The 23,519-nt window shown below is 67.8% G+C and carries 21 protein-coding genes; 5 read left to right on the forward strand and 16 right to left on the reverse strand.

Features of this window, described 5'->3' with window-relative positions:
• The first annotated feature begins 66 nt into the window (after nucleotides 1-66).
• Complete coding sequence (locus AC0QSG_RS03200) at nucleotides 67-678, forward strand: type IV toxin-antitoxin system AbiEi family antitoxin (protein WP_475376633.1); 612 nt, start codon at nucleotides 67-69, stop codon at nucleotides 676-678.
• Here AC0QSG_RS03200 and AC0QSG_RS03205 read toward each other — a convergent pair.
• From AC0QSG_RS03205 to pdxT, 9 genes are all read right to left on the reverse strand, one after another.
• Nucleotides 675-2,909, reverse strand: coding sequence for a RelA/SpoT family protein (locus AC0QSG_RS03205; protein WP_475376634.1), 2,235 nt, complete (start codon nucleotides 2,907-2,909; stop codon nucleotides 675-677). The two genes, AC0QSG_RS03200 and AC0QSG_RS03205, sit on opposite strands and share 4 nt — an antisense overlap.
• 286 nt (nucleotides 2,910-3,195) lie before the next feature.
• The gene (gene secF, locus AC0QSG_RS03210; RefSeq protein ID WP_475376635.1) at nucleotides 3,196-4,185 is read right to left on the reverse strand and encodes a protein translocase subunit SecF; all 990 of its coding nucleotides are present in this window, start codon (nucleotides 4,183-4,185) and stop codon (nucleotides 3,196-3,198) included.
• Nucleotides 4,178-5,911 carry a protein translocase subunit SecD gene (gene secD / locus AC0QSG_RS03215; RefSeq protein WP_475376636.1) on the reverse strand — a complete coding sequence of 578 codons (1,734 nt, stop codon included), beginning with the start codon at nucleotides 5,909-5,911 and terminating at the stop codon, nucleotides 4,178-4,180. Before secD ends, secF begins: the two co-directional genes overlap by 8 nt.
• An 84-nt stretch (nucleotides 5,912-5,995) precedes the next feature.
• Nucleotides 5,996-6,442: a preprotein translocase subunit YajC gene (yajC, locus tag AC0QSG_RS03220; RefSeq protein WP_475376637.1), complete on the reverse strand. Its 447-nt coding sequence runs from the start codon at nucleotides 6,440-6,442 to the stop codon at nucleotides 5,996-5,998.
• Nucleotides 6,443-6,602: 160 nt separating this feature from the next.
• The gene (gene ruvB, locus AC0QSG_RS03225) at nucleotides 6,603-7,673 is read right to left on the reverse strand and encodes a Holliday junction branch migration DNA helicase RuvB (protein ID WP_435728717.1); all 1,071 of its coding nucleotides are present in this window, start codon (nucleotides 7,671-7,673) and stop codon (nucleotides 6,603-6,605) included.
• A gap of 9 nt (nucleotides 7,674-7,682) precedes the next feature.
• Nucleotides 7,683-8,306, reverse strand: a complete 624-nt coding sequence (gene ruvA / locus AC0QSG_RS03230; RefSeq protein ID WP_435728716.1) for a Holliday junction branch migration protein RuvA — start codon at nucleotides 8,304-8,306, stop codon at nucleotides 7,683-7,685.
• Nucleotides 8,307-8,400: 94 nt separating this feature from the next.
• Nucleotides 8,401-8,997, reverse strand: a complete 597-nt coding sequence (gene ruvC / locus AC0QSG_RS03235; RefSeq protein WP_435728715.1) for a crossover junction endodeoxyribonuclease RuvC — start codon at nucleotides 8,995-8,997, stop codon at nucleotides 8,401-8,403.
• A 6-nt stretch (nucleotides 8,998-9,003) separates the two neighbouring features.
• Entirely contained in the window at nucleotides 9,004-9,759 is a 756-nt protein-coding gene (locus AC0QSG_RS03240) for a YebC/PmpR family DNA-binding transcriptional regulator (RefSeq protein ID WP_435728714.1), read from the reverse strand.
• A 2-nt stretch (nucleotides 9,760-9,761) separates the two neighbouring features.
• Entirely contained in the window at nucleotides 9,762-10,418 is a 657-nt protein-coding gene (pdxT, locus tag AC0QSG_RS03245) for a pyridoxal 5'-phosphate synthase glutaminase subunit PdxT (protein ID WP_475376638.1), read from the reverse strand.
• A 162-nt stretch (nucleotides 10,419-10,580) separates the two neighbouring features.
• On the opposite strand from pdxT, the gene AC0QSG_RS03250 reads away from it, so the two are divergent.
• Nucleotides 10,581-12,590, forward strand: coding sequence for a M3 family metallopeptidase (locus AC0QSG_RS03250; protein ID WP_475376639.1), 2,010 nt, complete (start codon nucleotides 10,581-10,583; stop codon nucleotides 12,588-12,590).
• Between the two features lie 2 nt (nucleotides 12,591-12,592).
• Nucleotides 12,593-13,318 (forward strand): GNAT family N-acetyltransferase, encoded by a 726-nt coding sequence (locus AC0QSG_RS03255; RefSeq protein WP_475376640.1) that lies wholly within the window; start codon nucleotides 12,593-12,595, stop codon nucleotides 13,316-13,318.
• Between the two features lie 109 nt (nucleotides 13,319-13,427).
• Here AC0QSG_RS03255 and pdxS read toward each other — a convergent pair whose 3' ends face one another.
• The 6 genes from pdxS to AC0QSG_RS03285 form a co-directional block, all read right to left on the reverse strand.
• Nucleotides 13,428-14,276: a pyridoxal 5'-phosphate synthase lyase subunit PdxS gene (gene pdxS / locus AC0QSG_RS03260; RefSeq protein ID WP_475376641.1), complete on the reverse strand. Its 849-nt coding sequence runs from the start codon at nucleotides 14,274-14,276 to the stop codon at nucleotides 13,428-13,430.
• Nucleotides 14,277-14,483: 207 nt separating this feature from the next.
• On the reverse strand, nucleotides 14,484-15,098 hold the full coding sequence (gene pgsA / locus AC0QSG_RS03265; RefSeq protein ID WP_435728709.1) for a phosphatidylinositol phosphate synthase: 615 nt from the start codon (nucleotides 15,096-15,098) through the stop codon (nucleotides 14,484-14,486).
• A gap of 3 nt (nucleotides 15,099-15,101) precedes the next feature.
• Nucleotides 15,102-15,665 carry an HIT family protein gene (locus tag AC0QSG_RS03270; RefSeq protein WP_435728728.1) on the reverse strand — a complete coding sequence of 188 codons (564 nt, stop codon included), beginning with the start codon at nucleotides 15,663-15,665 and terminating at the stop codon, nucleotides 15,102-15,104.
• A 70-nt stretch (nucleotides 15,666-15,735) separates the two neighbouring features.
• The gene (gene thrS, locus AC0QSG_RS03275) at nucleotides 15,736-17,739 is read right to left on the reverse strand and encodes a threonine--tRNA ligase (protein WP_475376642.1); all 2,004 of its coding nucleotides are present in this window, start codon (nucleotides 17,737-17,739) and stop codon (nucleotides 15,736-15,738) included.
• Between the two features lie 126 nt (nucleotides 17,740-17,865).
• Complete coding sequence (locus AC0QSG_RS03280) at nucleotides 17,866-21,387, reverse strand: DNA polymerase III subunit alpha (protein WP_475376643.1); 3,522 nt, start codon at nucleotides 21,385-21,387, stop codon at nucleotides 17,866-17,868.
• Entirely contained in the window at nucleotides 21,384-21,695 is a 312-nt protein-coding gene (locus AC0QSG_RS03285) for a DUF6504 family protein (protein WP_475376644.1), read from the reverse strand. The genes AC0QSG_RS03280 and AC0QSG_RS03285 overlap by 4 nt, the downstream gene beginning before the upstream one ends.
• Before the next feature lie 206 nt (nucleotides 21,696-21,901).
• Between AC0QSG_RS03285 and AC0QSG_RS03290 the strand changes: the two genes are divergently transcribed.
• Entirely contained in the window at nucleotides 21,902-22,354 is a 453-nt protein-coding gene (locus tag AC0QSG_RS03290; protein ID WP_435728705.1) for a VOC family protein, read from the forward strand.
• Nucleotides 22,355-22,394: 40 nt separating this feature from the next.
• Here the strand turns inward: AC0QSG_RS03290 and AC0QSG_RS03295 are convergent, their stop codons facing one another.
• On the reverse strand, nucleotides 22,395-23,153 hold the full coding sequence (locus tag AC0QSG_RS03295) for an SOS response-associated peptidase (RefSeq protein ID WP_435728704.1): 759 nt from the start codon (nucleotides 23,151-23,153) through the stop codon (nucleotides 22,395-22,397).
• 35 nt (nucleotides 23,154-23,188) lie between these two features.
• Here AC0QSG_RS03295 and AC0QSG_RS03300 point away from each other — a divergent pair, with 35 nt between their 5' ends.
• On the forward strand, nucleotides 23,189-23,458 hold the full coding sequence (locus AC0QSG_RS03300; RefSeq protein ID WP_435728703.1) for a glutaredoxin domain-containing protein: 270 nt from the start codon (nucleotides 23,189-23,191) through the stop codon (nucleotides 23,456-23,458).
• Nucleotides 23,459-23,519: the final 61 nt, after the last annotated feature.

The raw sequence follows: 23,519 nt of genomic DNA on the forward strand, positions 1-23,519 counted from the left end.
GCACCGATATCCACAATCGGAGCCCGGCCCCTGTGCTGTCCATCCGCCGTGCGGCAGGGTGTGTCCATGGAAGAAATCCCGGAAGACGCCGACGGAATCCGCGTACTGGTGGCGGGGGCTCCGCACGCGGCGGAGGAACTCAGGGCCATGGAGCTCGACGACGTTCTGCGCAGGGTCCTTCCCGGCGCCTACGTGCCGGCCGGGGAGCCGGACGGCCAGGTCCCGCGCGCCGCGGCAGCCGGAGCATTGGCGGGGCGGCGCTTGCGCGGCGGGGCCGTCGGTCGGCTCACCGCGGCCTGGGTCTACGGGTGTGCTCCTCCGCCGGAGGAGCTGGAGATCCTGGTGCCGCGCTTTCACCGCTCGGCCATGGCCCGCGATCCGCTCCGCGTCTGTGTGAGCGAGGCACGCCTGCTGCCGAACGAGATGCGTGCGGTCGGCGGTGTCTGGTGCACCACGCCGGCGCGCACCGCGCTCGATATTGCCTTCCACAGTCCGGAGGAGCAGGCGGTTCTTGCCCTGACGCGGATGGTCAACGCGCCGGGACTCGGATGCCCTAAGGGCCACCTCCTGAGACTCGTTGAGAACGTTTCACGCAGGCCGGGCAAGCTGCGCGCGCAACGGCTGGTCCGTGGTCTGCTCACCGCGGCGGCCGAACGAGCGCCGGCGGGGGCTGCCTAGTTTCTGCGCGCTCCCGTGTTGGACGTTGTCCGGTAGACGTCGTAGACGCCATCGATGCGGCGTACCGAGTTCAGGACGTGGTGCAGGTACTTGGGATCGCCCATCTCGAACGAGAAGCGGGAAATCGCCACACGGTTTCGCGTCGTGCTGACGCTTGCCGAGAGGATGTTGACGTGGCTCTCGGACAGCACGCGGGTGACGTCAGAGAGCAACGACTTGCGGTCCAGTGCCTCGACCTGGATCTCGACGAGGAACACGCTGGATTTGGTCGGGGCCCACTGGACATCCACCAGGCGCTCGTGCTGGTCGGCCAGCGCAGCGAGGTTGGCGCAGTCGGCGCGGTGCACCGAGACGCCGGATCCGCGGGTGACGAAGCCGCGGATCTTGTCCGGGGGCACCGGCGTGCAGCAGCGTGCGAGCTTGGCCAACACCTCGCCCGCGCCCTTGACGATGACACCGGAATCGGACGTCTTGTGGCGCAGGGAGTCCGAGAGTATCGGCGTCTCGTCGAAGTCGGCCTCATCGTGGTGGGCGGGTCCCACCAGCGCGGTCAAATGCTCGATGACGTTCTGCGCGGACGTGTGCCCGTCGCCGACCGCCGCGTAGAGCGCGGTGATGTCCTGGTGGCGCAACTCGTGGGCAACGGCCGTCAGGGTGTCGTGCGTCATGAGTTTCTGCAGCGGAAGGTTGTTCTTGCGCAGTGCCTTGGTCAGCTGGTCCTTGCCCTTGTCGATCGCCTCCTCGCGGCGTTCCTTGGTGAACCACTGGCGGATCTTGTTGCGCGCGCGGGCGCTCTTGACGAACCCCTGCCAGTCCTGGCTGGGCCCGGCGCCCTCCGCCTTGGACGTGAAGATCTCCACCCAGTCGCCGTGGTGAAGTTCGCTGTTCAGCGGCACCAGTTTGCCGTTGACGCGTGCGCCGATGGTGCGGTGGCCCACCTCGGTGTGCACGGCGTAGGCGAAGTCCACCGGTGTCGAACCGGCTGTCAGCGCCATGACCTCGCCCTTCGGCGTGAACACGAAGACCTCGGCCGCGTTGATCTCAAACCGTAGGGAATCGAGGAACTCGCCCGGGTCGCGCGTCTCCTGCTGCCAGTCCAGCAGGCTGCGGAGCCAGCCCATGTCCGAGCCGTCCGGTCCGTTGCCCTCGGGCTTCGCTCCCGGGTTCTTGTATTTCCAGTGCGCCGCGACGCCGTATTCGGCACGCCGGTGCATGTCGTGCGTGCGGATCTGGATTTCCACCGGTTTGCCGCCGGGACCGATCACCGTGGTGTGCAGGGACTGGTACATGTTGAACTTCGGCATGGCAATGTAGTCCTTGAACCGCCCGGGAAGGGGGTTCCACCGGGCATGCAGGGCACCCAGAGTGGCATAGCAATCGCGCACGCTGTCGACCAGAACCCGAACGCCCATCAGGTCGTGGATGTCGTCGAAGTCCTTGCCGCGGACGATCATCTTTTGGTAGATGGAATAGTAATGCTTTGGACGGCCGGTGATCTTCGACCGGATCTTGGCCTGCTGGAGGTCGTCCCCGATCTGGGCCCTGACCGTCGCCAGGTACTTCTCGCGTTCCGGCGTCCGGTCCCCCACCATCCGCACGATCTCTTCGTAGACCTTGGGGTGTAGCGCGGCGAAGGACAGGTCCTCAAGTTCCCACTTGATGGTGTTCATGCCCAACCGGTGCGCCAGCGGGGCGAAGATCTCCAGGGTCTCGCGGGCTTTCTTGGCGCTGGACTCCGGCGAGACGTAGCGCCAGGTCCGGGCGTTGTGGAGACGGTCAGCCAGCTTGATGAGCAAAACGCGGATGTCCTTGGCCATGGCGACGACCATCTTGCGGACGGTTTCGGCCTGTGCGGACTCCCCGAACTGGACCTTGTCCAGCTTCGTCACGCCGTCCACCAGCATGGCCACCTCGTCGCCGAAGTCGTGCCGAAGCTGTTCTAGGGAGTAGTCGGTGTCCTCCACCGTGTCGTGCAACAGCGCGGCTGCCAGCGTCGTCCCCGTCATCCCCATTTCGGCAAGAATGGTGGCCACGGCGACCGGATGCGTGATGTACGGATCGCCGCTCTTGCGCTTCTGCCCCTCGTGGTGCCGCTCGGCAACCGCGTAGGCGCGAGTGATCAGGTCCAGCGCCTCACGGGGGCTGTTGGCGCGCACCGTTCGAAGGAGGGGCTCGAGGATTGGCGGCTGTCCGGACGTGTTGCGGCCCGCGAGCCTAGCGAGGCGCGACATGGTCCGCTCGCGTCGACCCGGGCCAAGCCTTTCGGATGGCGGGAGTGATCCAGGAGCGGCGTTGATGGGCTGCTCGGCCAAGGCTGCTCCTCTCGGTGGTTCCGCGTACCGATGGTTCACTGGAACCCGAAACCGGCGTTGCTTCATCCGGAACCGGCTGTGGAACTACGGTAAACACAAGGTTATAGCAAGCTGGCACACGTTGGGTTCAACCTCAGGGTTCGCTCGAAGCGGAGCCTATGGGTGCCCCGCGCGGCCGCTCCCCCGCGATTGCCGCGCGCGGCCACTATGCCGGGACGCTCTCCCCGCGGCGTTCCATGACGCGCTTGTCGTGGCGCTTGATGTCCGCCTCCCCTTCACGCAGCACCGTGTAGAGCGGAGCCTGGACAAAGATGGTGCAGAGCGTGCCCACGATGATGCCGACGAAGAGGGCCAAGGCGAGATCGCGCAGGGTACCGGCACCAAGGAGGAAGGCGCCGATAAAGAGGATGGATCCCACGGGAAGGACCGCCACGACCGACGTGTTGATCGAACGGACCAGGGTCTGGTTGATAGCCAGGTTGACCTTCTCCGTGAAAGACCTCTCGTATTGTTCGAAGAGGTTGGACGTGTTCTCGCGGATCTTGTCGAAGACCACCACGGTGTCGTAGAGCGAGTAGCTCAGGATCGTGAGAAAGCCGATGATCGCCGAGGGGGTCACCTCGAAGTCGGAGAGCGCGTAGATCCCCGCCGTGATGATAACGACCGTGAACAGCCCGATGATGGCGGCAAGCGACATCTTCCATGTGCGGAAGTAGAACGCCATGAGCAAGGCCACGAGCACCACGAACGCGATGAGGCCGAACAGTGCCTGCTTGGACACGTCCTGCCCCCAGGAGGGACCCACGAACGTGGACGTGACCTGGTCGGTTTCGACTCCGTACGCACCTGCCAGCGACTCCGCGACCTCCAGCGTCTGGTCCCCACCGAGCTGGTCCGTCTGGATGCGCATGGTGCTGGGGGCGATGTTGGTGACCCGGGGGGTGTGGTCCGGAACCACGGAGAGCACGGCCTCCTGGCCCAGGGATATCTCGGTGCTGTCTACCCGCGAGACGGTGAATTCGGATCCACCCGTGAATTCGATGCCGAGGTTGAATCCACCCTTGACGATGGGGACGACCACGGAAAGGAGGACCAAGGCGGCGGCGATTGAGAACCACACGCGTCGCATCCCGATGAACGGGTAGGAGCGCTTGCCCGTGTAGAGCTCGTTGCCCCAGATGGCGAGATTAGGCATTGTCGGATTCCTTCGTCGGTGCGTCGGCCGGGGACGCCGCGGTCCCCGCACCCTGTGCCGCCTTGCGTCGCTCGGCAATGGTCTGTCGCCGTTCCGCCTCCTGGGCGGAACCCGTGTTCCGCTTGGTTCGGGATGCCGCCGCGTCAACGTTGAAGCGCCGCACCTGACCGGCACCCTTGTACAGCGGTTCGACGCCCAGCAGGGACGGATCGAGGCCGGAAAGCCGGTGCCCCTCGCCAAAGAACCTGGTTCGCGCGAGGTATTGCAGAACCGGGTGCGTGAACAGGAAGACGACGACGAGGTCGGCTATGGCCGTGAGACCGAGGGTGAAGGCGAATCCCCGCACGTTGCCGACGGCGACCACGTACAGGACGGCAGCCGCGAGGAGGTTCACGGCCTTGGAGGCCACCACCGTCCGACGGGCGCGCTTCCATCCGGTTTCGACGGCGGACGGAAGGCTCCGGCCGTCGCGGAGTTCGTCGCGGACCCTTTCGAAGTAGACGATGAAGGAGTCCGCCGTGAGGCCGATGGCCACGATGATGCCGGCGATGCCGGCCAGCGAGAGCCGGTAGTTCTGTCCCCATCCGAGCAAGACGATCGCGAGGTAGGTCAGGATCCCGGCAACCAGCAGCGACGCCATGGTGACGAACCCGAGGAGCCGGTATTGGAAGAACGAGTAGAGGGCCACCAGCGCGAGCCCAATGAGGCCCGCGATCAGGCCCATTTTCAGCTGTTCCGAGCCCAGCGTCGCCGAGATCTGCTGCTCGCTTTGAATCTCGAAACTGATCGGTAGCGCCCCGTATTTCAGCTGTTCGGCCAGAGCCTCGGACGATTGTTCGGTAAAGGATCCCGTGATGGAGGCCCTGCCGTCACCGATGATCGCGTTGGTGGTCGGGGCCGAGACGATGATGCCGTCCAGGACGATCGCGAACTGGTTCTGCGCGCCGGACATGCCGACCAGTCGCTGGGTGACCTCGCTGAACTTGGAGCCGCCGGCGCCGTTGAACTCGAGTGTGACTTCCCACTGTCCGGTCGTGAATCCCTGCTGTCCGCGTTGCATGCCGAAGCCGGCGTCCGCAATGTCCGTACCCGGGATTTCGACCGGTCCGAGAATGTACTTGGATCCCGTGCCGGGATCGCAGGCGATCATCGGCTGGTCCGGGTCGCTCGCGGTGGCGGAACGGCCAGCGAGTTCGGTGGCGCAGTCGTAGGCCTCGAAGTCCGCCATCAAATCGGCGTCGATCCAGTTGGTGTCGGATGCGTTTTCCGGCTCGGCCGTCGGCTCCGGAAGCTCCGCGGTTGGCGTGCGGCTTTCCTCCGGGATTGCGGCGAAGGAACCGGCGATGATGACCGGGCGGAACTCCATGTTCGCGGACGCCTGAATGAGGTCCCGCGTCTTGGCGTCGGGCGTGCCCGGCATGGAAACAATGACGTTTCGTCCGGACTGCGTGGTGATCTCGGCCTCGGAAACGCCAGATCCGTCGACCCGCTGCCGGATGATCTCCACCGCCTGGTCGAGCTGCTCCTGCGTGGCCGCGGCGCCTCCCTGGACCTCGGGCGAGAGGATCATCTGTGTTCCGCCCTCAAGGTCGAGCGCAAGCTTCGGGGACCAGGTCGAGTTTCCGGTGGCGACGCCCGAGACAAGGAGGGCGCTGCCGATGACGACGAGAGCCGTGAGCCACAGCAGCGCGCGCCTGGCGTGCCTGATCGGGCCGTTTGATGACATTGCGGGGACTTTCTTCTCGAGACGCCCGTTCGGGCATCGAAGGGCACGACCGTGCCCGCCGCGTGCGGCAGGCTCCGCGGCGGGCTATTCCTTGTTTTTGGCGTCCCCGTCGAGGCGGCGCAGGGTCTCTTCGGGGGTCTCTTCGTGGGCCGCGTCCGCGGATTCGACGGCGGGGTCGACGTGCGTTGATGCGTCCGCGGAGTCTGTGGCGTCCTCGGCCGGTGCGGACGTGGGAACGACGCGCGCGACAGCCTGCGAATGCACGGTGGCCAGGTGGCCGGGGGACAGCTCGAGCACGATCTTGTTCTCATCCTTGTCGATGGAGACCACGGTTCCGTACAGGCCGAACTGGGTCATCACCTCGGCACCGGGCTGCAGGTCGGACTGGAGCTCTTCTTGCTGCTTCTTCGCCTTCTTGCGGCCGCGGACCATCATGAAGATGAGGAAAGCGAACGCCGCCAAAAGGATGAGCGTCATCGGATCGAATCCGGTGGCGGGTTGCGTGCTTTGGGCCAGTACCGTGGTGGTCAAAAGTTGCTACCTGTTTCTGTTCTCGCTGGATGTCGGTGTGTGGCGCGGGGCCTCCACCGGGGCAAGCCCCCATTGTATAGCCGCATCCTGAACGTTGTGTGACGCGGCCGACGGCTTGCCGAACCGCCGCGCCGCGCTGTGCCGATCCCGCGCGGCGCGATCAGGAGTCGATGGGCCCCGACGCCGCGTCGTCGAACACCAGAGCGGGCTGGTTGCCCAGAAACGCGTCGGGCGGCATGGCCAGCCCCAGGTGCGCCCATGCGGCCGGCATGGCGATCCGGCCGCGCGGCGTCCTGCCCAGAAGCCCTTCCCGCACGAGGTAGGGTTCGGCGACCGTCTCCACGGTCTCCGTCTCCTCGCCCACCGCGATGGCGAGCGTCGAAAGCCCGACGGGTCCGCCGCCGAACTTGGTGCACAGCGCATGGAGCACCGCACGGTCCAGGCGGTCCAGGCCGCGTTCGTCGACCTCGTACATGTCCAGCGCCGCGGATGCGGCACGCTGGTCGATCTGTTCCACCTTGTGGACCAGCGCCCAGTCGCGGACGCGGCGCAGCAGCCGGTTGGAGATGCGCGGGGTGCCCCTGGAGCGCGAGGCGATCTCCGCGAAAGCAGCCGAGTTGACGCGGAGGTCCATGAGCATGGCGGAGCGGCGCAGGACCAGCTCCAGCTCGTCGGTCGAATAGAACTCCAGGTGTCCCGTGAACCCGAACCGGTCCCGCAGAGGTCCCGGAAGGAGCCCCGCCCTGGTGGTCGCGCCGACGAGCGTGAACGGGGGCAGGTCCAGCGGGATGGCGGTGGCGCCGGCGCCCTTGCCGACCACGATGTCCACCCTGAAGTCCTCCATGGCCATGTACAGCATTTCCTCCGCGGGACGGCTCATGCGGTGGATTTCGTCCAGAAACAGGACCTCGCCCTCGGTCAGCGAGGAGAGGATCGCCGCGAGGTCGCCGGCGTGCTGGATGGCCGGCCCGGAGCTGATCCGCAACGGCGCGTTCATTTCGGCGGCCACGATCATGGCCAAGGTGGTCTTTCCCAGTCCCGGCGGGCCGGAGAGCAAGACGTGGTCCGCCGTGCGCTCGCGGATCCGCGCGGCCTCCAACACTAGCGACAGTTGGTTTCTCACGCGGTGCTGCCCCACGAAGTCGTGGAGGTTCTTGGGGCGCAACGCGGCTTCGATGGCCCGTTCCTCGGGTTCGCTGCCCGCGTCGGTCAACGGTACGTTCTCGGACATGCGGCCACCCTACCTTCCGGTCCGTGCCGTGCCGCGACCCAAATCCCGCAGCACGGCGCGGAGGATCTCCCCCACGTTGCCCTCGGCGACGAGCTCGGGCATGGCTTCCGCGGAGGCGTCGACGGCCTTGACGGCGTCCTTCTCCGACCAGCCCAGACCGGTCAGGGCCTCGAGCACCTGGCCCTTCCACGCCGGTCCGGCGCCGGCGGGGGTACGGCCGCCGGCCTCGCCGGTCGGCACCAGTTTCCCCGCGAGTTCCAAGACGATTCGCTGTGCGCCCTTGGGACCGACGCCCGGGACGCGCGTGAACGCCTTCGCATCTCCGGAGGAGGCCGCCACCCGAACGTCTTCCGGCGTGTGCACCGCGAGGATGGCCAGTGCCAGACGGGGACCGATTCCTGCCACCGACAGCAGCGTTTCGAAGACCCCGCGCTCCTCGGAGTCGGCGAAGCCGAAGAGCGTCATCGACTCCTCGCGGACCACCATGGAGGTGTGCACCACCGCGTCGCGTCCGGTGTGCAGGTTCGAAAGCGTCTGGGGCGTGGCCTGGACCAGCATGCCGAAGCCGGAAACCTCGACGACGGCGCTGCTCGGTCCGACGTGGCGCACCACGCCACTCAGGGAACTGATCATGCTTGGCCAACCTCCGGCGTCGTACGGGCGTCCGGCCGCCGCGCGACCCGAACATATCTACGAACAGCGTACCGGCTGGCGCCGACGTTTCGGCTCAGCGACGCGGTCCCGCGTTACGCCGGGCGCCGGCCTCGGCGGCCGCCCATGCGCGCTGCGCCGCCGTCAGGCCGCTGGACCCCCCGGCGACGGCATGGGATGCCTGGGTGCCGGGAGCCGCTCCGCGCCAGCCGTGCGTGATGGCCAGCGCCGCGGCGTCGGCGGCGTCCGCCGGCCGCGGCGGCGCGTCGAGCCGGAGGATCTTCGCCACCATTTTGCCGACGGCGTCCTTGTTGGCCTGGCCACTGCCGGTGACGGCCGCCTTGACCTCGGTTGGCGTGTGCAGGGCGACGGGGATGCCCCGCCGGGCGGCGGCGACGATCACGATGCCCGAGGCCTGGGCGGTGCCCATGACGCTGCTGACGTTCAACTGGCTGAACACCCGTTCGACGGCCATGACATCGGGACTGAACCGATCCAGCCACGCGTCGATGGCGTCGGCGATGGCCAAGAGCCGTTCGTCGAGATGACGGTCGGGAGTGGTTCCGACGACGGTCACGTCCACCAGCGTGGCGCGGCGGTTGGGCTCGATGTCCACCACGGCCAGCCCGCACCTGGTGAGTCCCGGGTCGACCCCGACCACGCGCAGTGCCACGGGAGCCTAGTCGTCCTCGAGCTCGGCCATGACCTCTGCGCCGATGTCGGCGTTGGAGTACACGTTCTGGACGTCGTCGAGATCCTCCAACGCCTCGGCGAGCCGCAGGAACTTGCGCGCGGCATCGGCGTCGAGCTCAACCTGCATCGACGGCACGAACTCGACCTCGTCGGTCTCGTATTCGATTCCGGACTCGTCAAGCGCCGTGACCACGGCACGCAGGTCCTGCGGCTCGGAGTGCACCTCGAACGCCTCCCCTGATTCCTTGACCTCCTCGGCGCCGGCGTCGAGCACGGCCATCAGCAGGTCGTCCTCGGTCAGCTCCTTTTTCGGCAGGCCCACCACGCCCTTCCGGGCGAAGAGGTAGCTGACGGATCCCGGATCGGCGATGGTCCCGCCGTTGCGGGTGACGGCCAAGCGGACCTCGGACGCGGCCCGGTTCTTGTTGTCCGTGAGGCACTCGATCAGCAGCGCCGAACCCTGCGGTCCGCGCGCCTCGTAGATGATCTCCTGGTAGTCGATCGACTCGCCCGTGAGGCCCGCGCCGCGCTTGACGGCGCGGTCGATGTTGTCGTTGGGGACCGAGGTCTTCTTGGCCTTCGCGACGGCGACCTCAAGCGCGGGGTTTCCGGACAGGTCGGCTCCCCCGGCGCGCGCGGCGACCTCGATGTTCTTGATCAGCTTGGCGAACGCCTTGGCGCGGCGGCCATCGATGACGGCCTTCTTGTGTTTGGTGGTTGCCCATTTGGAGTGGCCCGACATGCTTACGCTTCTCCCCTGATCATCTGGATGAATAGTTTGTGGATGCGGCGTTCCCCCGTCACTTCCGGATGGAAGGAGGTGGCCAGCAGCATCCCCGATCGAACTGCGACAATTCTAGCGACACCGTCCGCCGCGGCCGCCCCGTGCCCCGGCGGGACATCGACGGAGGCCAGGGCATCGACCCCGGCGCCGACCTTCTCGACCCACGGCGCGCGGATGAACACGGCGTGCACCGGTTCGGCGGTCCCGCCCGGCAGCCGGTCCAGTTCGGCGAAGTCCAGGTCGGTCTCGAACGAGTCCACCTGCCGGCCGAACGCGTTGCGGCGCACCACCATGTCGATCCCGCCGAAGGTCTGTTGCGGGTTGCCCGCGCGGTCGGTGGCGGGGTCGGCCAGCGTGTCGGCCAGCAGGATCATGCCGGCGCAGGATCCGTAGACGGGCAGTCCCTCGGCGATCTTGCGCTTGAGCGGTTCGGCCACCCCGAAGGCGCGCGCGAGCTTGTCGATCGCGGTCGACTCACCTCCGGGAAGGACCAGCCCGTCGATGCCGTCGAGCTCCTCTGGCCGCCTGATTGGCACGGCGTCCGCGCCTCCGGCGGACAGTGCGGCCGCGTGCTCGCGGAAGTCTCCCTGGAGGGCCAGGACTCCAATCTTAGACACTCGACGTCGCTTTCCCCCGGCGGCGCCGGGCGGTGGTCCGCGCCGGGCGCGGGACTGGTGAATCGGGAAGCTCCAGCCTAGACCGGCGTCGCGGCATCGCGCGATTCCGCAATTGCGGCGCTCGGGCGGGTCGGTGCCCGCGCGCTGTGGGAAGGTACTTGCATGACCAATCCCCTGCTCTCGGAGAGCCGCCTGCCGTACCAGATGCCGGATTTCGCTGCGCTTCGTCCCGCGCACTACGTCGATGCGGTCGAACGGGGAGCTGCCGAGCAGCTTTCCGAACTCGCCGCGATCGCCGGGGATGAGTCGCCGGCGTCGTTCGGGAACACCTTCGAGGCACTGGAGCGCAGCGGCCAGCTGCTGCGCCGGGCGGAGGAGGCCTTCGGGAACGTGAAGGCGGCGCACGGAACACCGGAGATCCTCGACGCGGACGAGCGGATCCAGGCCGTCGTCTCGGCCCACCACGACGCGATCCACCTCGATGGTGCCCTGTACGCCCGGCTCACGTCCGTGGACGCATCTGTCCTCGGTGGAGAAGACGCGCGGCTGGCCTCCGAAACCCTGCGTTCCTTTCGGCGTGCGGGTGCGGAGCTGAACGACGCCGACAAGGCCCGGCTTCGGGACATCAACAGCAGGCTCTCCGCTTTGGGTACGGCCTACTCCCGGCGACTCTTGGCGGGAATGAACGCCGCGGCCGTCCACTTCACGTCGGAGGAGGAACTCGACGGGCTGCCGGCGGACGCCCTGGAGGCCGCAGCGGCCGCGGCGCGGGATGCGGGGTACGACGACGGCTACCTCCTGACCCCCGTCCTTCCCACCGCGCAACCCGTGCTCGAGGCGCTGAACCACCGGGAGAGCCGCCGCAGGGTCTTCCAGGCTTCCGTGGGACGAGGCACGAACGGCCCCGAGCGCACCCTGGATCTGGCCGCCGAGGCCGCAGCCCTCCGGGCCGACCGCGCCGGGCTTCTGGGTTTCGCGAACCACGCCGAACTCAGTCTGGACGCGCAGACCGCCCCGTCGTTGGATGCGGTGCGTGCGAGGCTGTCGTCGCTCACAACGGCGGCCGTCGCCAACGCCCGCAAGGAGGCGGCCATCCTCTCCGCCAAGTCCGGTGGGCCGATTCGCCCGTGGGACTGGGCCCACTACTCCGCCGGGGTCAGCCGCGACGTGTATGCCCTGGACGAGGAGGCACTGAAGCCGTGGTTCGAGCTCGAGCGGGTGGTGACCGACGGCGTGTTCCGCGCGGCGACGGAGCTTTACGGCATCACCTTCGCGGAACGGCACGACATCGTCGGCTACCACCCGGAGTTGCGGATATGGGAGGTCTTCGAAGCCGACGGCAACGGCCTGGGCCTGTTCGTGGGCGACTTCTTCGCGCGGCCGACCAAGGCCGGCGGAGCGTGGATGAATTCGATGCGGCTGGCGGCCTCGTTGCTCGGGGAGCGGCCGGTGGTCACCAACACGCTGAACATTCCCCGGCCCGCCGCCGGCCAGCCGGTGCTGCTGAGCATGGACCAGGTGCGCACGCTGTTCCACGAGTTCGGGCATGCGCTGCACGGGCTACTGTCCGCGGCACGCTACCCTTCACTGTCCGGAACAGCGGTCCCCCGCGACTTCGTGGAATATCCCTCACAGGTCAACGAGATGTGGGCGCTCTGGCCGCAAATCCTCGACGGTTACGCGGTGCACGTCCAGACCGGCGAGCCGCTGCCGGACGGGACGCTGGATCGCCTGGAGGAAGCCGGCCTCTGGTGCCGGGGATTCGCCACCACCGAGTATCTCGCTGCCGCCGTTTTGGATCTCGCCTGGCACTCCTTGTCCCCCGGTGAGTCGGTCGCGGATCCACTCGGATTCGAGGACCGTGTCCTCCGCGAGGCGGGGTTCGATCCCGATCTGGTTCCGCCGCGCTACCGCACGGGCTATTTCAAGCACATTTTCGACGGCGGGTACGCGGCCGGCTACTACTCCTATATCTGGAGCCAGATCCTCGATGCCGATACCGTCGAGTGGTTCCGGGTGAACGGCGGGCTGACGCGCGTCAACGGCGATACGTTCCGCCGCGAGCTGCTCTCCAAGGGCAACACGCGCGATCCGCTGGAATCGTTTCGGTGCCTCCGCGGCCGCGACGCGGACATCGCTCCCCTTTTGGTGCGGCTCGGGCTGGGCGACTGATCGTGGCCGGAATCCTCCGGGCGCAGGCCGCATTCTCCGCGTGGCAGGAAGCCGTGGCCGCGGCCACCGGCGGCAAGGTTTTCACGACCCATGGCTGCACGTGGGCCTGGCAGCCGGCGCACGCGAGGCTCCATCTCCTGTTCCCGCCGGCACCGGGATCCGCCGGGCTGCGTCCGGGGCTGGCGGAGGGAACGCGGCTGGGAGCGCTGGAGGTGTCCGTGTGGCTCAATGCGGCGGCCGACGCATCGGCCCTGGGCCAGCTGGGTTTCACCGACGCACCCCCCGTCCTGTGGCACGCGGGACGCCCGCACGCCGACGGGGGCTCTTTTCGAGGCGGGGTGCTTCTCGGAGGCGAACTACCGGAGGCCAAGGGTGCCGAGGCGGGGGGAATGCGCGTCGTCGGCAGCACACCTGCCGGAACGGTCCAGCATGCCGCGGCGCGAACCGTCGACGGGGAACTCGTGGGACGCGGGTTCGGGATGCGTCACCGCAACGGAGACGTCTCGCTCCACGGACTGGCGGTGGGGGCGGAACACCGCCGTCGGGGCGCGGGGCGCGCGCTGGCCGCGGCCCTCGCCGCCGCACTGCTGGTCGCCGACGATGCGGAAGACCGGTCCTCGGCGGTGCTGGCCGGAACCGGACCGGCAGGATCGGAGTTCCTCAGGGCGTGTGGCCTGCAACTCGTGGGCCGGGGTCGGCACCTGAGGTTGCGGAACCCGACGCCGTAGCCACGGCGGGAGCCGTCGCGGAGGGGTACGGTGCTCGGATCGCGGTGCGAAAAGCGACCGCCCCGGAACCGTGTCTGGTTCCGGGGCGGCGCCGTGCGTCGGGAAGTGGCTACCAGCCGCGCTCCGCGAGCCGGTGCGGCTCGGGAAGCTCCTCGACGTTGATGCCGACCATGGCCTCACCGAGGCCGCGGGACACCTGGGCAATGGTGTCCGGGTCGTCGTGGAAGGTGGTGGCCTTCACGATGGCCGCCGCGCGCTGCGCCGGGTTGCCGGACTTGAAGATGCCCGAGCCGACGAACACGCCGTCGGCGCCGAGCTGCATCATCATCGCCGCGTCGGCCGGGGTGGCGATGCCACCGGCGGTGAAGAGCACGACCGGCAACTTGCCGGTCGCCGCGACCTCCTTGACCAGTTCGTACGGTGCCTGGAGTTCCTTGGCGGCGACGTACAACTCGTCCTCCGGAAGGGAGGAAAGCCGGGCAATCTCGGAACGGATTTTGCGCATGTGCCCGGTGGCGTTGGAGACGTCACCCGTGCCGGCCTCGCCCTTGGAGCGGATCATGGCCGCACCTTCGTTGAGGCGGCGCAGGGCCTCGCCGAGGTTGGTCGCGCCGCAGACGAACGGAACCGTGAAATCCCACTTGTCGATGTGGTTGACGTAGTCGGCCGGGGTCAGGACCTCGGACTCGTCGATGTAGTCCACGCCAAGCGACTGCAGGACACGGGCCTCGACGAAGTGGCCGATGCGGGCCTTGGCCATCACGGGGATGGAGACCGCGGCGATGATGGAATCGATCATGTCCGGATCGGACATGCGGGAGACGCCACCCTGGGCTCGAATGTCTGCCGGTACGCGCTCAAGAGCCATCACGGCGACTGCGCCGGCGTCCTCCGCGATCCGGGCCTGCTCGGCGGTGACGACGTCCATGATGACGCCGCCCTTGAGCATCTCGGCCATGCCGCGCTTCACACGGGAGCTACCCGTGACGGAAGGCTGTGCCGGGGTGCTTTCGTTGCTGGACACAAAAAGTCCTTTCAAGGGTGGAAGAGAGTACGGTCCATCCTAATCCACGGTGGCCCCTATCACTTCAGCGGCGGCGCACGGTTACCCGGCGCGTCCCGACGAGCGGATGGGAACGGGGACGGAACGTCCCGTCCGAGCCGGTCAGCGGGCCTGTGTGCGGACGCGCTGTATGCGTTGGGCGACCGTGAAGCCGCTGGCCACGGACAGCACCGCGAGCACCGAGAACAGCACCCATTCGCTGAGGCCCAGGCCCGTCAGCCCGGTGAACGTCAGCGCCAAGACCAGCCTTTCGGCGCGCTCGGCGACTCCGGTGTTCGCGTCGAATCCCAACGACTCCGCCTTGGCCCGCGCGTAGGAGACGAGGCTCCCGGTCAGCAGGCACAGCGCCGCCGCCACTCCAATGGCCACGTTGGATCCACCGGTGAAGAACCAGATCATGATGCCCGCGAAGACCGCGCCGTCGGCGACGCGGTCCAGGGTGGAGTCCAGGAAGTTCCCCCAGCGGCCGTCGCCGCCGGTGGCGGATTCGGGAAGGCGGGCCATGATGCCGTCCACGACGTCGGAGAAGATGAAGACCGTGATGAACAGGGTGCCCCAGAACAGTTGTCCCAGGGGGTAGAGCACGAGCGCCCCGGCCACGGCGCCGGCGGTACCGACGATGGTCACGGCGTCCGGAGTCACCCCGAGGCGCACCAGAAAGCGCGCCAGGGGCGTGAACAGCCGGGTGAAGAAACCGCGTGCGTACCGGTTGAGCATGGGTCAGCAGTCCGCCCATGCGGCCGCAATGTCCGTGCGGACGTCCCCGAGAGTCGCTGGGATGGCCTTGGTGCGGGCGATGATGGGAAAGAAGTTCCCGTCGCCGCTCCACCGCGGGACGATGTGCTGGTGCAGGTGTGCGGCGATTCCCGCCCCGCCCGAGACCCCCTGGTTCATGCCCAAGTTGAAACCGGAGGGGTTGGCGACGCGGCGGAGCACCCTCATGGCCTGCTGGGTCAGCGCGGCGATTTCCGCCGTCTCCGCCTCCGTGATGTCCGTGTAGTCGGGAACGTGCCGGTACGGGCACACCAGTAGATGGCCGGAGTTGTACGGAAACAGGTTGAGCACCACGAACGCTGTCTCGCCGCGGTGGACGATCAGTGATTCCTCGTCGCTGCGCTGCGGCCCTCGGCAAAAGGGGCAGTCGTCCTCGCCCGTGACCTGGCCCTGACCGGCCTTGATGTAGGCCATCCGGTACGGGGTCCAGAGCCTGTCGAAGGAGTCCGGGACCCCGGCGAGGCCGAAATCGTCGGTCGCGCCGGCGTCGTCCGGGTACCGGCCGTTCATGGTTCCGTCGTCGTCCACGCCCGTGCCGGCGTGTACGGCGTCGGCGTCCGCGTCATCGGGCCGGGACACGCTAGCTTCGCCTCTCGCGCACGGCCTCGACGATGCGTTCGATGGCATCGTCGACGGGGATGCCGTTGTCCTGCGTGCCATCCCGGTATCGGAAAGAGACCGCGCCGGCCTCGGCGTCCTCGCCCCCGGCGATCAGGACGAAGGGCACCTTTTCCTTGGACGCATTGCGGATCTTCTTCGGGAACCTGTCCGAGGTGATGTCCACCTCCGCGCGGATACCGCGGGCCTTCAGCTTGTCGACGACGTCGAACAGGTACTCGTTGAAGGCCTCGGCAACCGGCACGGCCACCACTTGCACGGGGGCTAGCCACGCAGGGAAGGCACCAGCGTAGTGCTCGGTCAACACGCCCATGAACCGCTCGATGGAGCCGAAGAGGGCGCGGTGGATCATCACCGGGCGCTGGCGGGTTCCGTCGGCGGCCTGGAATTCGAGCTCGAAGCGCTCGGGCAGGTTGAAGTCGAGCTGGATCGTGGACATCTGCCAGGTGCGCCCGATGGCGTCGCGCGCCTGAACGGAGATCTTCGGGCCGTAGAAGGCGGCGCCGCCCGGGTCGGGAACGAGTTCGAGCCCCGAGGCTTCCGCCACCTCGGCGAGGGTTCGGGTGGCTTCGTCCCACGCGTCGTCGGAGCCGACGGACTTCTCCGGGTCCTTCGTGGAAAGCTCGAGGTAGAAGTCGTCGAGGCCGTAGTCCTTGAGCAGGCCCAGCACGAAGTTCAGAGTGTCGGTGAGCTCGTCCTTCATCTGCTCGCGGGTGCAGTAGATGTGCGCGTCGTCCTGGGTCATGCCGCGGACCCGGGTCAGTCCGTGGACCACCCCGGACTTCTCGTAGCGGTAGACGGAGCCGAACTCGAACAACCGCAGGGGAAGTTCGCGGTAGGACCGGCCCCGGGACCGGAAGATCAGGTTGTGCATGGGGCAGTTCATCGGCTTGAGGTAGTAGTCCTGGCCCGGCTTGCGGACCGTGCCGTCCTCGTTGAGCTCCGCGTCGATGTGCATCGGGGGGAACATGCCGTCCCGGTACCAGTCCAGGTGGCCGGAGACCTCGTAGAGGTGCCCCTTGGTGATGTGGGGGGTGTACACGAACTCGTAGCCGGCCTCGGTGTGGCGCTGACGCGAGTAGTCCTCCATGGCCTTGCGGATGATGCCGCCCCTGGGGTGGAAAACCGGCAGGCCGGATCCCAACTCGTCCGGGAAGGAGAAGAGGTCCAACTCCGAGCCGAGCTTGCGGTGGTCGCGGCGCTCCGCCTCGGCGATGCGTTCCTGGTACGCCTTGAGCTCCTCCTTGGTGGGCCAGGCCGTGCCGTAAATGCGCTGCAGCTGCTTGTTCTTCTCGTTGCCGAGCCAGTAGGCGGCGGCCGAGCGGGTGAGCGCGAAGGCGTTGGAGATGAGCTTGGTGTTGGGCAGGTGCGGTCCGCGGCAGAGGTCGCACCACACGGCCTCGCCGGTCTTGCGGTCGATGTTGTCGTAGATCGTGATCTCACCGGCGCCGACCTCGACGCTGACGCCCTCGCCGGCGGACTCGGCCTCGGCGGACTTGTCCAGGAGCTCCAGCTTGTAGGGCTCCGCCGCCATCGCGGCGCGGGCCTCGTCCTCGGTCACGACCCGGCGGGCGAACTGCTGGTTCTGGTTGACAATCTTGAGCATCATCTTCTCGAGGGTCTTGAGGTCCTCGGGCGTGAAGGGCTCGGCGACGTCGAAGTCGAAGTAGAAGCCGTCCGTGATGTAGGGGCCGATCCCGAGTTTCGCGTCCGGGCGCAGCTGCTGGACGGCCTGGGCCATGACATGGGCGGTGGAGTGGCGGAGGACCTCGAGGCCCGCGGGCGAACCAACTGCCACGCCCTCCACGGAGGTGCCGGCCTCCAAGGGCCGCTGCAGGTCACGGAGGACGCCGTCGACGTGCATCACCACGATCTCTCGGTTGTCGAAGTAGAGTTCGGCACCGGTTGTCCCGGCAGTCACCTCACGTTGTGCGCCGTCGACGTTTAGGGTGATCTGCTCAGACACTTTCGGTCTCCTCATTTCGTTGTGGGGCTTCATGACTTGTGGCATACGGTGACCACAGCCAGCCATCGACCAGCTTAACGGTATGGGCTCTCCCCCAACGAACCCGCCGCGCTGACTGCGTTGGTCTCAGCCAACGCGCAGGCTCCCCCGGTGGTCCAGCCCTTCGGCCTCCATTCGTTGCGCCGGCGTTCCGGGCCCGGCCGGTCCCGGCGGCGCAACCGGTCCCGTCGTTCGTTTCCCCGTGGCACGCTCCGGGTTCCTGAGGTGGTCCGGGGCGGGAAGCGACTGCGGTTCGGAAAGGTCCCAGGCTTGGAGCGCCTGCAGGCTGATCCCCCGTGGGCCGGTGCGCCGGGTGATTCCGTGGACCATCAGCAGCCGGGTCGCAAAGAGCAGCGGGCCGGAGTTTTGTTGGGCCTCGTGGAAGAACGTGCAGTCCACGCAGCCCGTGCCGTCGTCCAGCGAAATGAACACCACCCTGCGCCCGCCGCGCATCGGCGGGGTCTGGGTGGCAACGCGCACGCCGGCGACCATCACCTCGGTGCCGTTGCGCAGTCCCAACAGGTCCTTGGACGCTGTGACCCCCTGCGTGCGAAGCAGCCCAGCGTGCGACTCCATCAGGTGGCCGCTGACATCGATCGCCAGGAGATCAAGTTCGGTGCGGACCGTCTCCTCGAGCGTTGGCGCCGGCTCCAGCGCGGCCAACGCCCCGAACTCGAGGTCGGCCATGGGCAGCGGCTGTTGCCCGGAAATCGGATGGTACTTCCGGGCCACCTTCCGCGCGGGCTGGGATTCCAAGTGGCGCAGCAGGTCAGCGCGGTTCCCCCGGCCCGAAATCCGCTGGAAGTGGTCGAATGCACCGAGCGCGGCGATCCGGGTCAGCGAAGCGCGGGTCAGCCCGGAGCGGTCGCGCACATCGGCCAGGGAGCAGTAGGGCTGTCCGGCCACCACGCGGGAGACCTCGGTGGCGGACATGCCGTAGATCCCGGCGAGGCTGAGCCTGATGCCCAGACGGGTTCCGTGGGCCTCGGGCACCTCCTCGACCCGGTATTCGGCCCCGCTGTGGTTGATGTCCAGCGGAAGAATGGGGATTCCCAGCCGACGCGCCTCGGCCACGAGTAGCCGCTTGGGATACATGCCGGGGTCGTGTTCCCACAAACCGGCAAGGAACGCCTCGGGGTGGTGGGCCTTCAGCCAGGCGGACTGGTAGGTGGGCACGGCGAAGGCCGCACCGTGGGCCTTGCAGAAGCCGAAGCTTCCGAAGGCCTTCAGCGTCTCCCACACCTCGTCCACGACCTGCAGGGAGTATCCCCTCTCCATCGCATGCCGGCGGAAGAACGTTTCCACCATGGGTTCCTGGTCCGGGTTGCCGATGAGGCGGCGGAATACGTCGGCCTTGGCGAGACCACACCCCGTCATGATGTGGAAGGTCCGCAGCACCTGCTCGTGGAAAACGGTGACTCCGTGGGTTTCGGCGAGCGCCGGCTTCAGGTCGGGGTGCGGGTAGATCTCCGGCGCGAAGCCGTGCCGGTTCTCCAGGTAGGGCTTGACCATGTTCGATTTCATGGGGCCGGGACGGAACAGCGAAATGTCGATGATGAGATCGTTGAACTCCCGTGGCGCGAGCTTTCCGACGAGTTCCCGTTGGCCCGGGGACTCGATCTGGAAGCAACCCAAGGTGTGGGTACTACGGATCAGCTCGAACGTGGGTTCGTCGTCGAGCGGGACGCGTTCCAGGTCGATGCGGCCGTCCTCGTTCAAGAACGCCGGGAGGGCGCCATCCTGCCCCAGCGGGTGCCGGCCGGCTTCCGCGACGGCAGTCCCGGTTCCATGGATTCGCACGACCTCCCGCAGCGCGAACGACATGGCGCTTTGCATTCGCACGCCCAACACGTCGAGTTTGAGCATTCCCATGGGGTCCATGTCGTGCTTGTCGAACTGGCTCATGGGCAGACCGAGTCCGCTGGGCTGGACCGGGGTGCGGTCCAGCAGCGAGACATCGCCGAGGATGACCCCGCACGGGTGCATCGAGATGTGCCGGGGCAGCCGATCCAGGCGTTCGGTCAGGTCCACCAGCAGGTCCAGTTGGCGTTCGGCGCCGACGCGGTCCGCAAACTGGCGCAGTTCGGGTTTCTCGTCCAGTGCCTCACGGAAGTTTCGGGCCGAGAAGCGCCACAGTTGCTTGGCGATCGCATCGATCTCGCCGCCTTCGAAACCCAGCGCCAGCCCGGCGTCGCGGACCGCGCCGCGTGCCCGGTAGCCGTTCTGCATGCTCATGAGGGTGACGCGCTCGGGGCCGAAGCGATCGAAGATGCTCCGGTATACGCGGTGGCGTTCGGCGCTTTCCACGTCGATGTCGATGTCCGGCAACGTCGAACGGTCCATCGAGAGGAACCTCTCGAAAAGGAGGTCGTGTTCCAGCGGGTTGACGTGGCTGACCCCCAGCAGGTAGTTCACCAGACTGGACGCGCCGGATCCCCGGGCGGCCGCCCTGACCCCCATGCCGGTGATCATCCGGGAGACCTCGGCGACCGTGAGGAAATAGGAGGAGAAGCCCAGGCGGGAGATGGTGTCGAGTTCCTGTTCGAGGCGCCCTCGCACTCCGGGGGCGTCCAGTCCGCGGGAAAAGAGCCGGTTGGCCCCGGAACCGCAGCGGGCAGCCAGCTCCGTGGAAGGATCCCCGGAGATGCCGATCACCGAAGCCTCCGGCACCACCGGCATCCCCCAGCCGGCATCCGAGACGGGGTCCAACCGGCACCAGTCCGCCACAGCTTCGGTGTCCCGGAGCAACCGGGAGGCGAGAGGTGCGCCGTCCCCCGATTCGGTGGCGATCTCGCGGGCGAGTTCCGCCATGGCGGCGGGTTCCCGCAGCCAACCCTGGCCGTTGGGTTGGAGGTCCCGCAACGCGTCCAACGAACTGAGGGCACGCGCCGAATCCAACACATCCGCCGTCGCGGCGCCGTCGGGATCCGCATAGCGCACCGCGTTGCTCAGGATCGCCCTGATGCCGCAGTCCCGTGCCGTCTTGACCATGCGCACGGCGTGCGCGGTGCTCAGTTTCTCACCGGGCGCACTGCGGTGCGTCACCGCCTCCACCGCCAGGGCGCCCGCCGGCAGAGCATCCCGCCAGCGGCCCAGCAGTGTGCGTGCGAGGCCGTAGTTGCGGCGCAGTGCCGCCGCACCGACGTCGGACTGGGGTCCGGCGAGCACCATCAGCACCGGTTCGCCGGCGGGTCCGGCCGCATGGCGAGCCAGTTCCGCGCGGGTGACCCCGACCGGTTTTTTGCCGGCGGCCCCGGTGCCCGCGTGGGCGGCGGAAACCAGGCGGCACAGGGCGCTGTATCCGGCCCCGGAGCTCCGCCCGCGAGCCAGGACCAGCACCCGTCCCCCCGCACGGGGAGGCAACGGGCGTCTGGAGGGCGAAGCGTCCGGGTCCGGTTCGAGCACGGCCAGGCTGACGCCGACAATCGGATCCAGTCCATTCTCGAGGCAGGCCTTGAGGTGCTTCACCGTCCCGAAGAGGCCGTCCCTGTCGGCGCAGGCCAGCGCGTCGGAGCCGTTCGACGCCGCCCGGCGCGCCAACTCGTCCGGCCACGAGACCCCGTAGTGGGCGCTGTAGGCCGTAGCGACGTTGAGATGGGTGAAACTCACGCGCTCTCTTTCAACGCGTCGTGGATGCGGATCAGCCTCCACCGGCCGGTCTCCACCTGACGGGAGACGTCGAACGTCAGAAGCGGGCCGCGGGCCGTCTGGCGGACCTGCAGCCTCCAGATTTCGTGGTCGACCAGGCCGGGGCCGCGCCCTCGTTCGGCGCGCACCTCCTCCGTCCACCATTTGCGGCGCTCGAACCAGCGCACCGGTTGCGCGGCGACCCGGTATTCCCGGCCCTGCCAGCGCATGCGCAACGGCAGGCCGGCCGGCGTGCATTCGACTTCCACCGACTGCGTGAACAGGCCCATGGGGCCACCTCCATATCCGTGTCCCGGGGCGTGAGAAGAACCCGGGAGCACCAATGTGAACGGGAAGTCGACGCCCCTGGGAAGCGGTGGGACGGCAACTCCATTGTATTCGAAGAGATGTTCGAATAAAAGATCACGCTACGTGAGGCCGCCGACATTTTGTCGTTCGACTACCGGCACGGGGCGCCCGCGCCTAGGCTGGCCGCATGGACACGCCCCCAACCCGCCCCGGCATACCGAACATCTCTGCCGTGACCCTCGGTGTGCGCGACGTGGAGGCCTCCCGCGACTTCTACGTCGAGGGGCTGGGGTTCCGGCCGCTGCAGCACCTTCCCGGCGAGATTGCCTTTGTGGCAGCGGGCCACGGCCTGATGCTCGCGCTCTGGAACGTGGACAGCATGCCCGGGGAATACGGAGAGGTCGGCTTCGGGAACCAGGCGCCCCCGGTCTCCTTGGGGCACAACACGGACAGTGCCGAGCAGGTCGACCGGCTCTACCGGCTTGCCCTGGCCGCCGGAGCCGAGGCGGTCAATGCACCCTCGCTGCGGGACTGGGGCGGCACCAGCGCCTGCATCGCCGACCCTGACGGCTACCGCTGGGACTTCGTCCACAACCCAGCCTTCAGGACCGGTCCCGCCGGACGCGTGGAACTGGGCTAGCCTCCCCGCCGCGCCCGTGCCGGTGCCCCTTTGAAACCGGTCAGAAAAGGCCGTCGACGGCTTCCACGAGCTCGGGGTTGTCGTTCCGCACGTTTCCCACGGCCCGGTCGACCGCCCGCAACTCCCACTTCGCGGCCACCGGAAAGGCCCCGTCCCGTGCCCACGCAACCAGGGACGCCGCGTCAGTGTCCCTGGGATCAAGCCAATCGGCAAGGGTTCCGCGGTCCAGCGGCAACGGAAGCCTGTCGTGGAGCGCCGCGAGCTCCTCGAGAACCGGATCCGCCGACCCGGGTTCCGGCGACGGCACGGTGAGGATCGACGTCGACAGCAGCCACTGCCCCGGCTCGCCATCCTCCATCGTCGGGTCCTTCCACCACTCGTAGAGGCCCGCGAACAGGATGAGTGAACCGTCGGCGGGCCGGACCAGATACGGCTGCCTCGTCAGCGACTTGCCCTCGCCCGTCTTGAGCCACTCGTAGTACCCCTCGGCGGGAACGGCGCAGCGGCGCGCCTTCACCGCCTTGCGGAACGACGGTTTCTCGACCACGGTCTCGCTGCGCGCATTGAACGACCTCACACCGACCGACGGTTCCTTGGCCCACGCCGGAACCAGTCCCCACTTCGCCACGTGCAGTTGGCGAACGCGCTCGCCGTCGATCAGGCGCTCCAAGACAATCGGCACGTCCGAGGTCGGCGCCACGTTCCACGATTGCCGCAGCTCCATGGCCTCGTCGGCCTCCGCCTCCAGTTCCGCAACCAGATCACCGACCGCCCGCGCCATCACGTATCGTCCGCACATGGAATAAGACTCTCACAGCGGTCGTTGACGCCGACATGACAACAGCGAACCTTCAGGACTACGTGCCCGCCGACGGAACCGTCACGATGTTCACCACCTCCTGGTGCGGATACTGCCGCAACCTCAAGCGCGCCATGGACGCCGACGGCATCGCCTACCGCGAGGTCAACATCGAGGAGGTCGCCGGCACCGCCGAAATCGTCGAGTCCTTCAACGGGGGCAACCAGACGGTCCCCACCCTGGTCTTCCCCGACGGAACCGCCGTCACGAACCCGCGCATCGAGCAGGTCCGCGAACGCCTGTAGCGCGCGTGTGATTGGATAATGGCGTCGGCATCCCGCGGGGGCCGGCGCCATGACCGATTCA

The sequence above is a fragment of the Arthrobacter sp. LT660 genome (assembly GCF_056172845.1).

What these genes read in the sequence shown, in the direction of transcription:
- AC0QSG_RS03200 (WP_475376633.1), top strand. Translation starts at nt 67, where the DNA reads ATGGAAGAAATCCCGGAAGACGCCGACGGAATCCGCGTACTGGTGGCG.
- AC0QSG_RS03205 (WP_475376634.1), bottom strand. Translation starts at nt 2,909, where the DNA reads ATGTCGCGCCTCGCTAGGCTCGCGGGCCGCAACACGTCCGGACAGCCG.
- secF (WP_475376635.1), bottom strand. Translation starts at nt 4,185, where the DNA reads ATGCCTAATCTCGCCATCTGGGGCAACGAGCTCTACACGGGCAAGCGC.
- secD (WP_475376636.1), bottom strand. Translation starts at nt 5,911, where the DNA reads ATGTCATCAAACGGCCCGATCAGGCACGCCAGGCGCGCGCTGCTGTGG.
- ruvB (WP_435728717.1), bottom strand. Translation starts at nt 7,673, where the DNA reads ATGTCCGAGAACGTACCGTTGACCGACGCGGGCAGCGAACCCGAGGAA.
- ruvA (WP_435728716.1), bottom strand. Translation starts at nt 8,306, where the DNA reads ATGATCAGTTCCCTGAGTGGCGTGGTGCGCCACGTCGGACCGAGCAGC.
- AC0QSG_RS03240 (WP_435728714.1), bottom strand. Translation starts at nt 9,759, where the DNA reads ATGTCGGGCCACTCCAAATGGGCAACCACCAAACACAAGAAGGCCGTC.
- AC0QSG_RS03250 (WP_475376639.1), top strand. Translation starts at nt 10,581, where the DNA reads ATGACCAATCCCCTGCTCTCGGAGAGCCGCCTGCCGTACCAGATGCCG.
- pdxS (WP_475376641.1), bottom strand. Translation starts at nt 14,276, where the DNA reads ATGGCCGAGATGCTCAAGGGCGGCGTCATCATGGACGTCGTCACCGCC.
- pgsA (WP_435728709.1), bottom strand. Translation starts at nt 15,098, where the DNA reads ATGCTCAACCGGTACGCACGCGGTTTCTTCACCCGGCTGTTCACGCCC.
- AC0QSG_RS03270 (WP_435728728.1), bottom strand. Translation starts at nt 15,665, where the DNA reads ATGAACGGCCGGTACCCGGACGACGCCGGCGCGACCGACGATTTCGGC.
- AC0QSG_RS03285 (WP_475376644.1), bottom strand. Translation starts at nt 21,695, where the DNA reads ATGGGCCTGTTCACGCAGTCGGTGGAAGTCGAATGCACGCCGGCCGGC.
- AC0QSG_RS03290 (WP_435728705.1), top strand. Translation starts at nt 21,902, where the DNA reads ATGGACACGCCCCCAACCCGCCCCGGCATACCGAACATCTCTGCCGTG.
- AC0QSG_RS03295 (WP_435728704.1), bottom strand. Translation starts at nt 23,153, where the DNA reads ATGTGCGGACGATACGTGATGGCGCGGGCGGTCGGTGATCTGGTTGCG.
- AC0QSG_RS03300 (WP_435728703.1), top strand. Translation starts at nt 23,189, where the DNA reads ATGACAACAGCGAACCTTCAGGACTACGTGCCCGCCGACGGAACCGTC.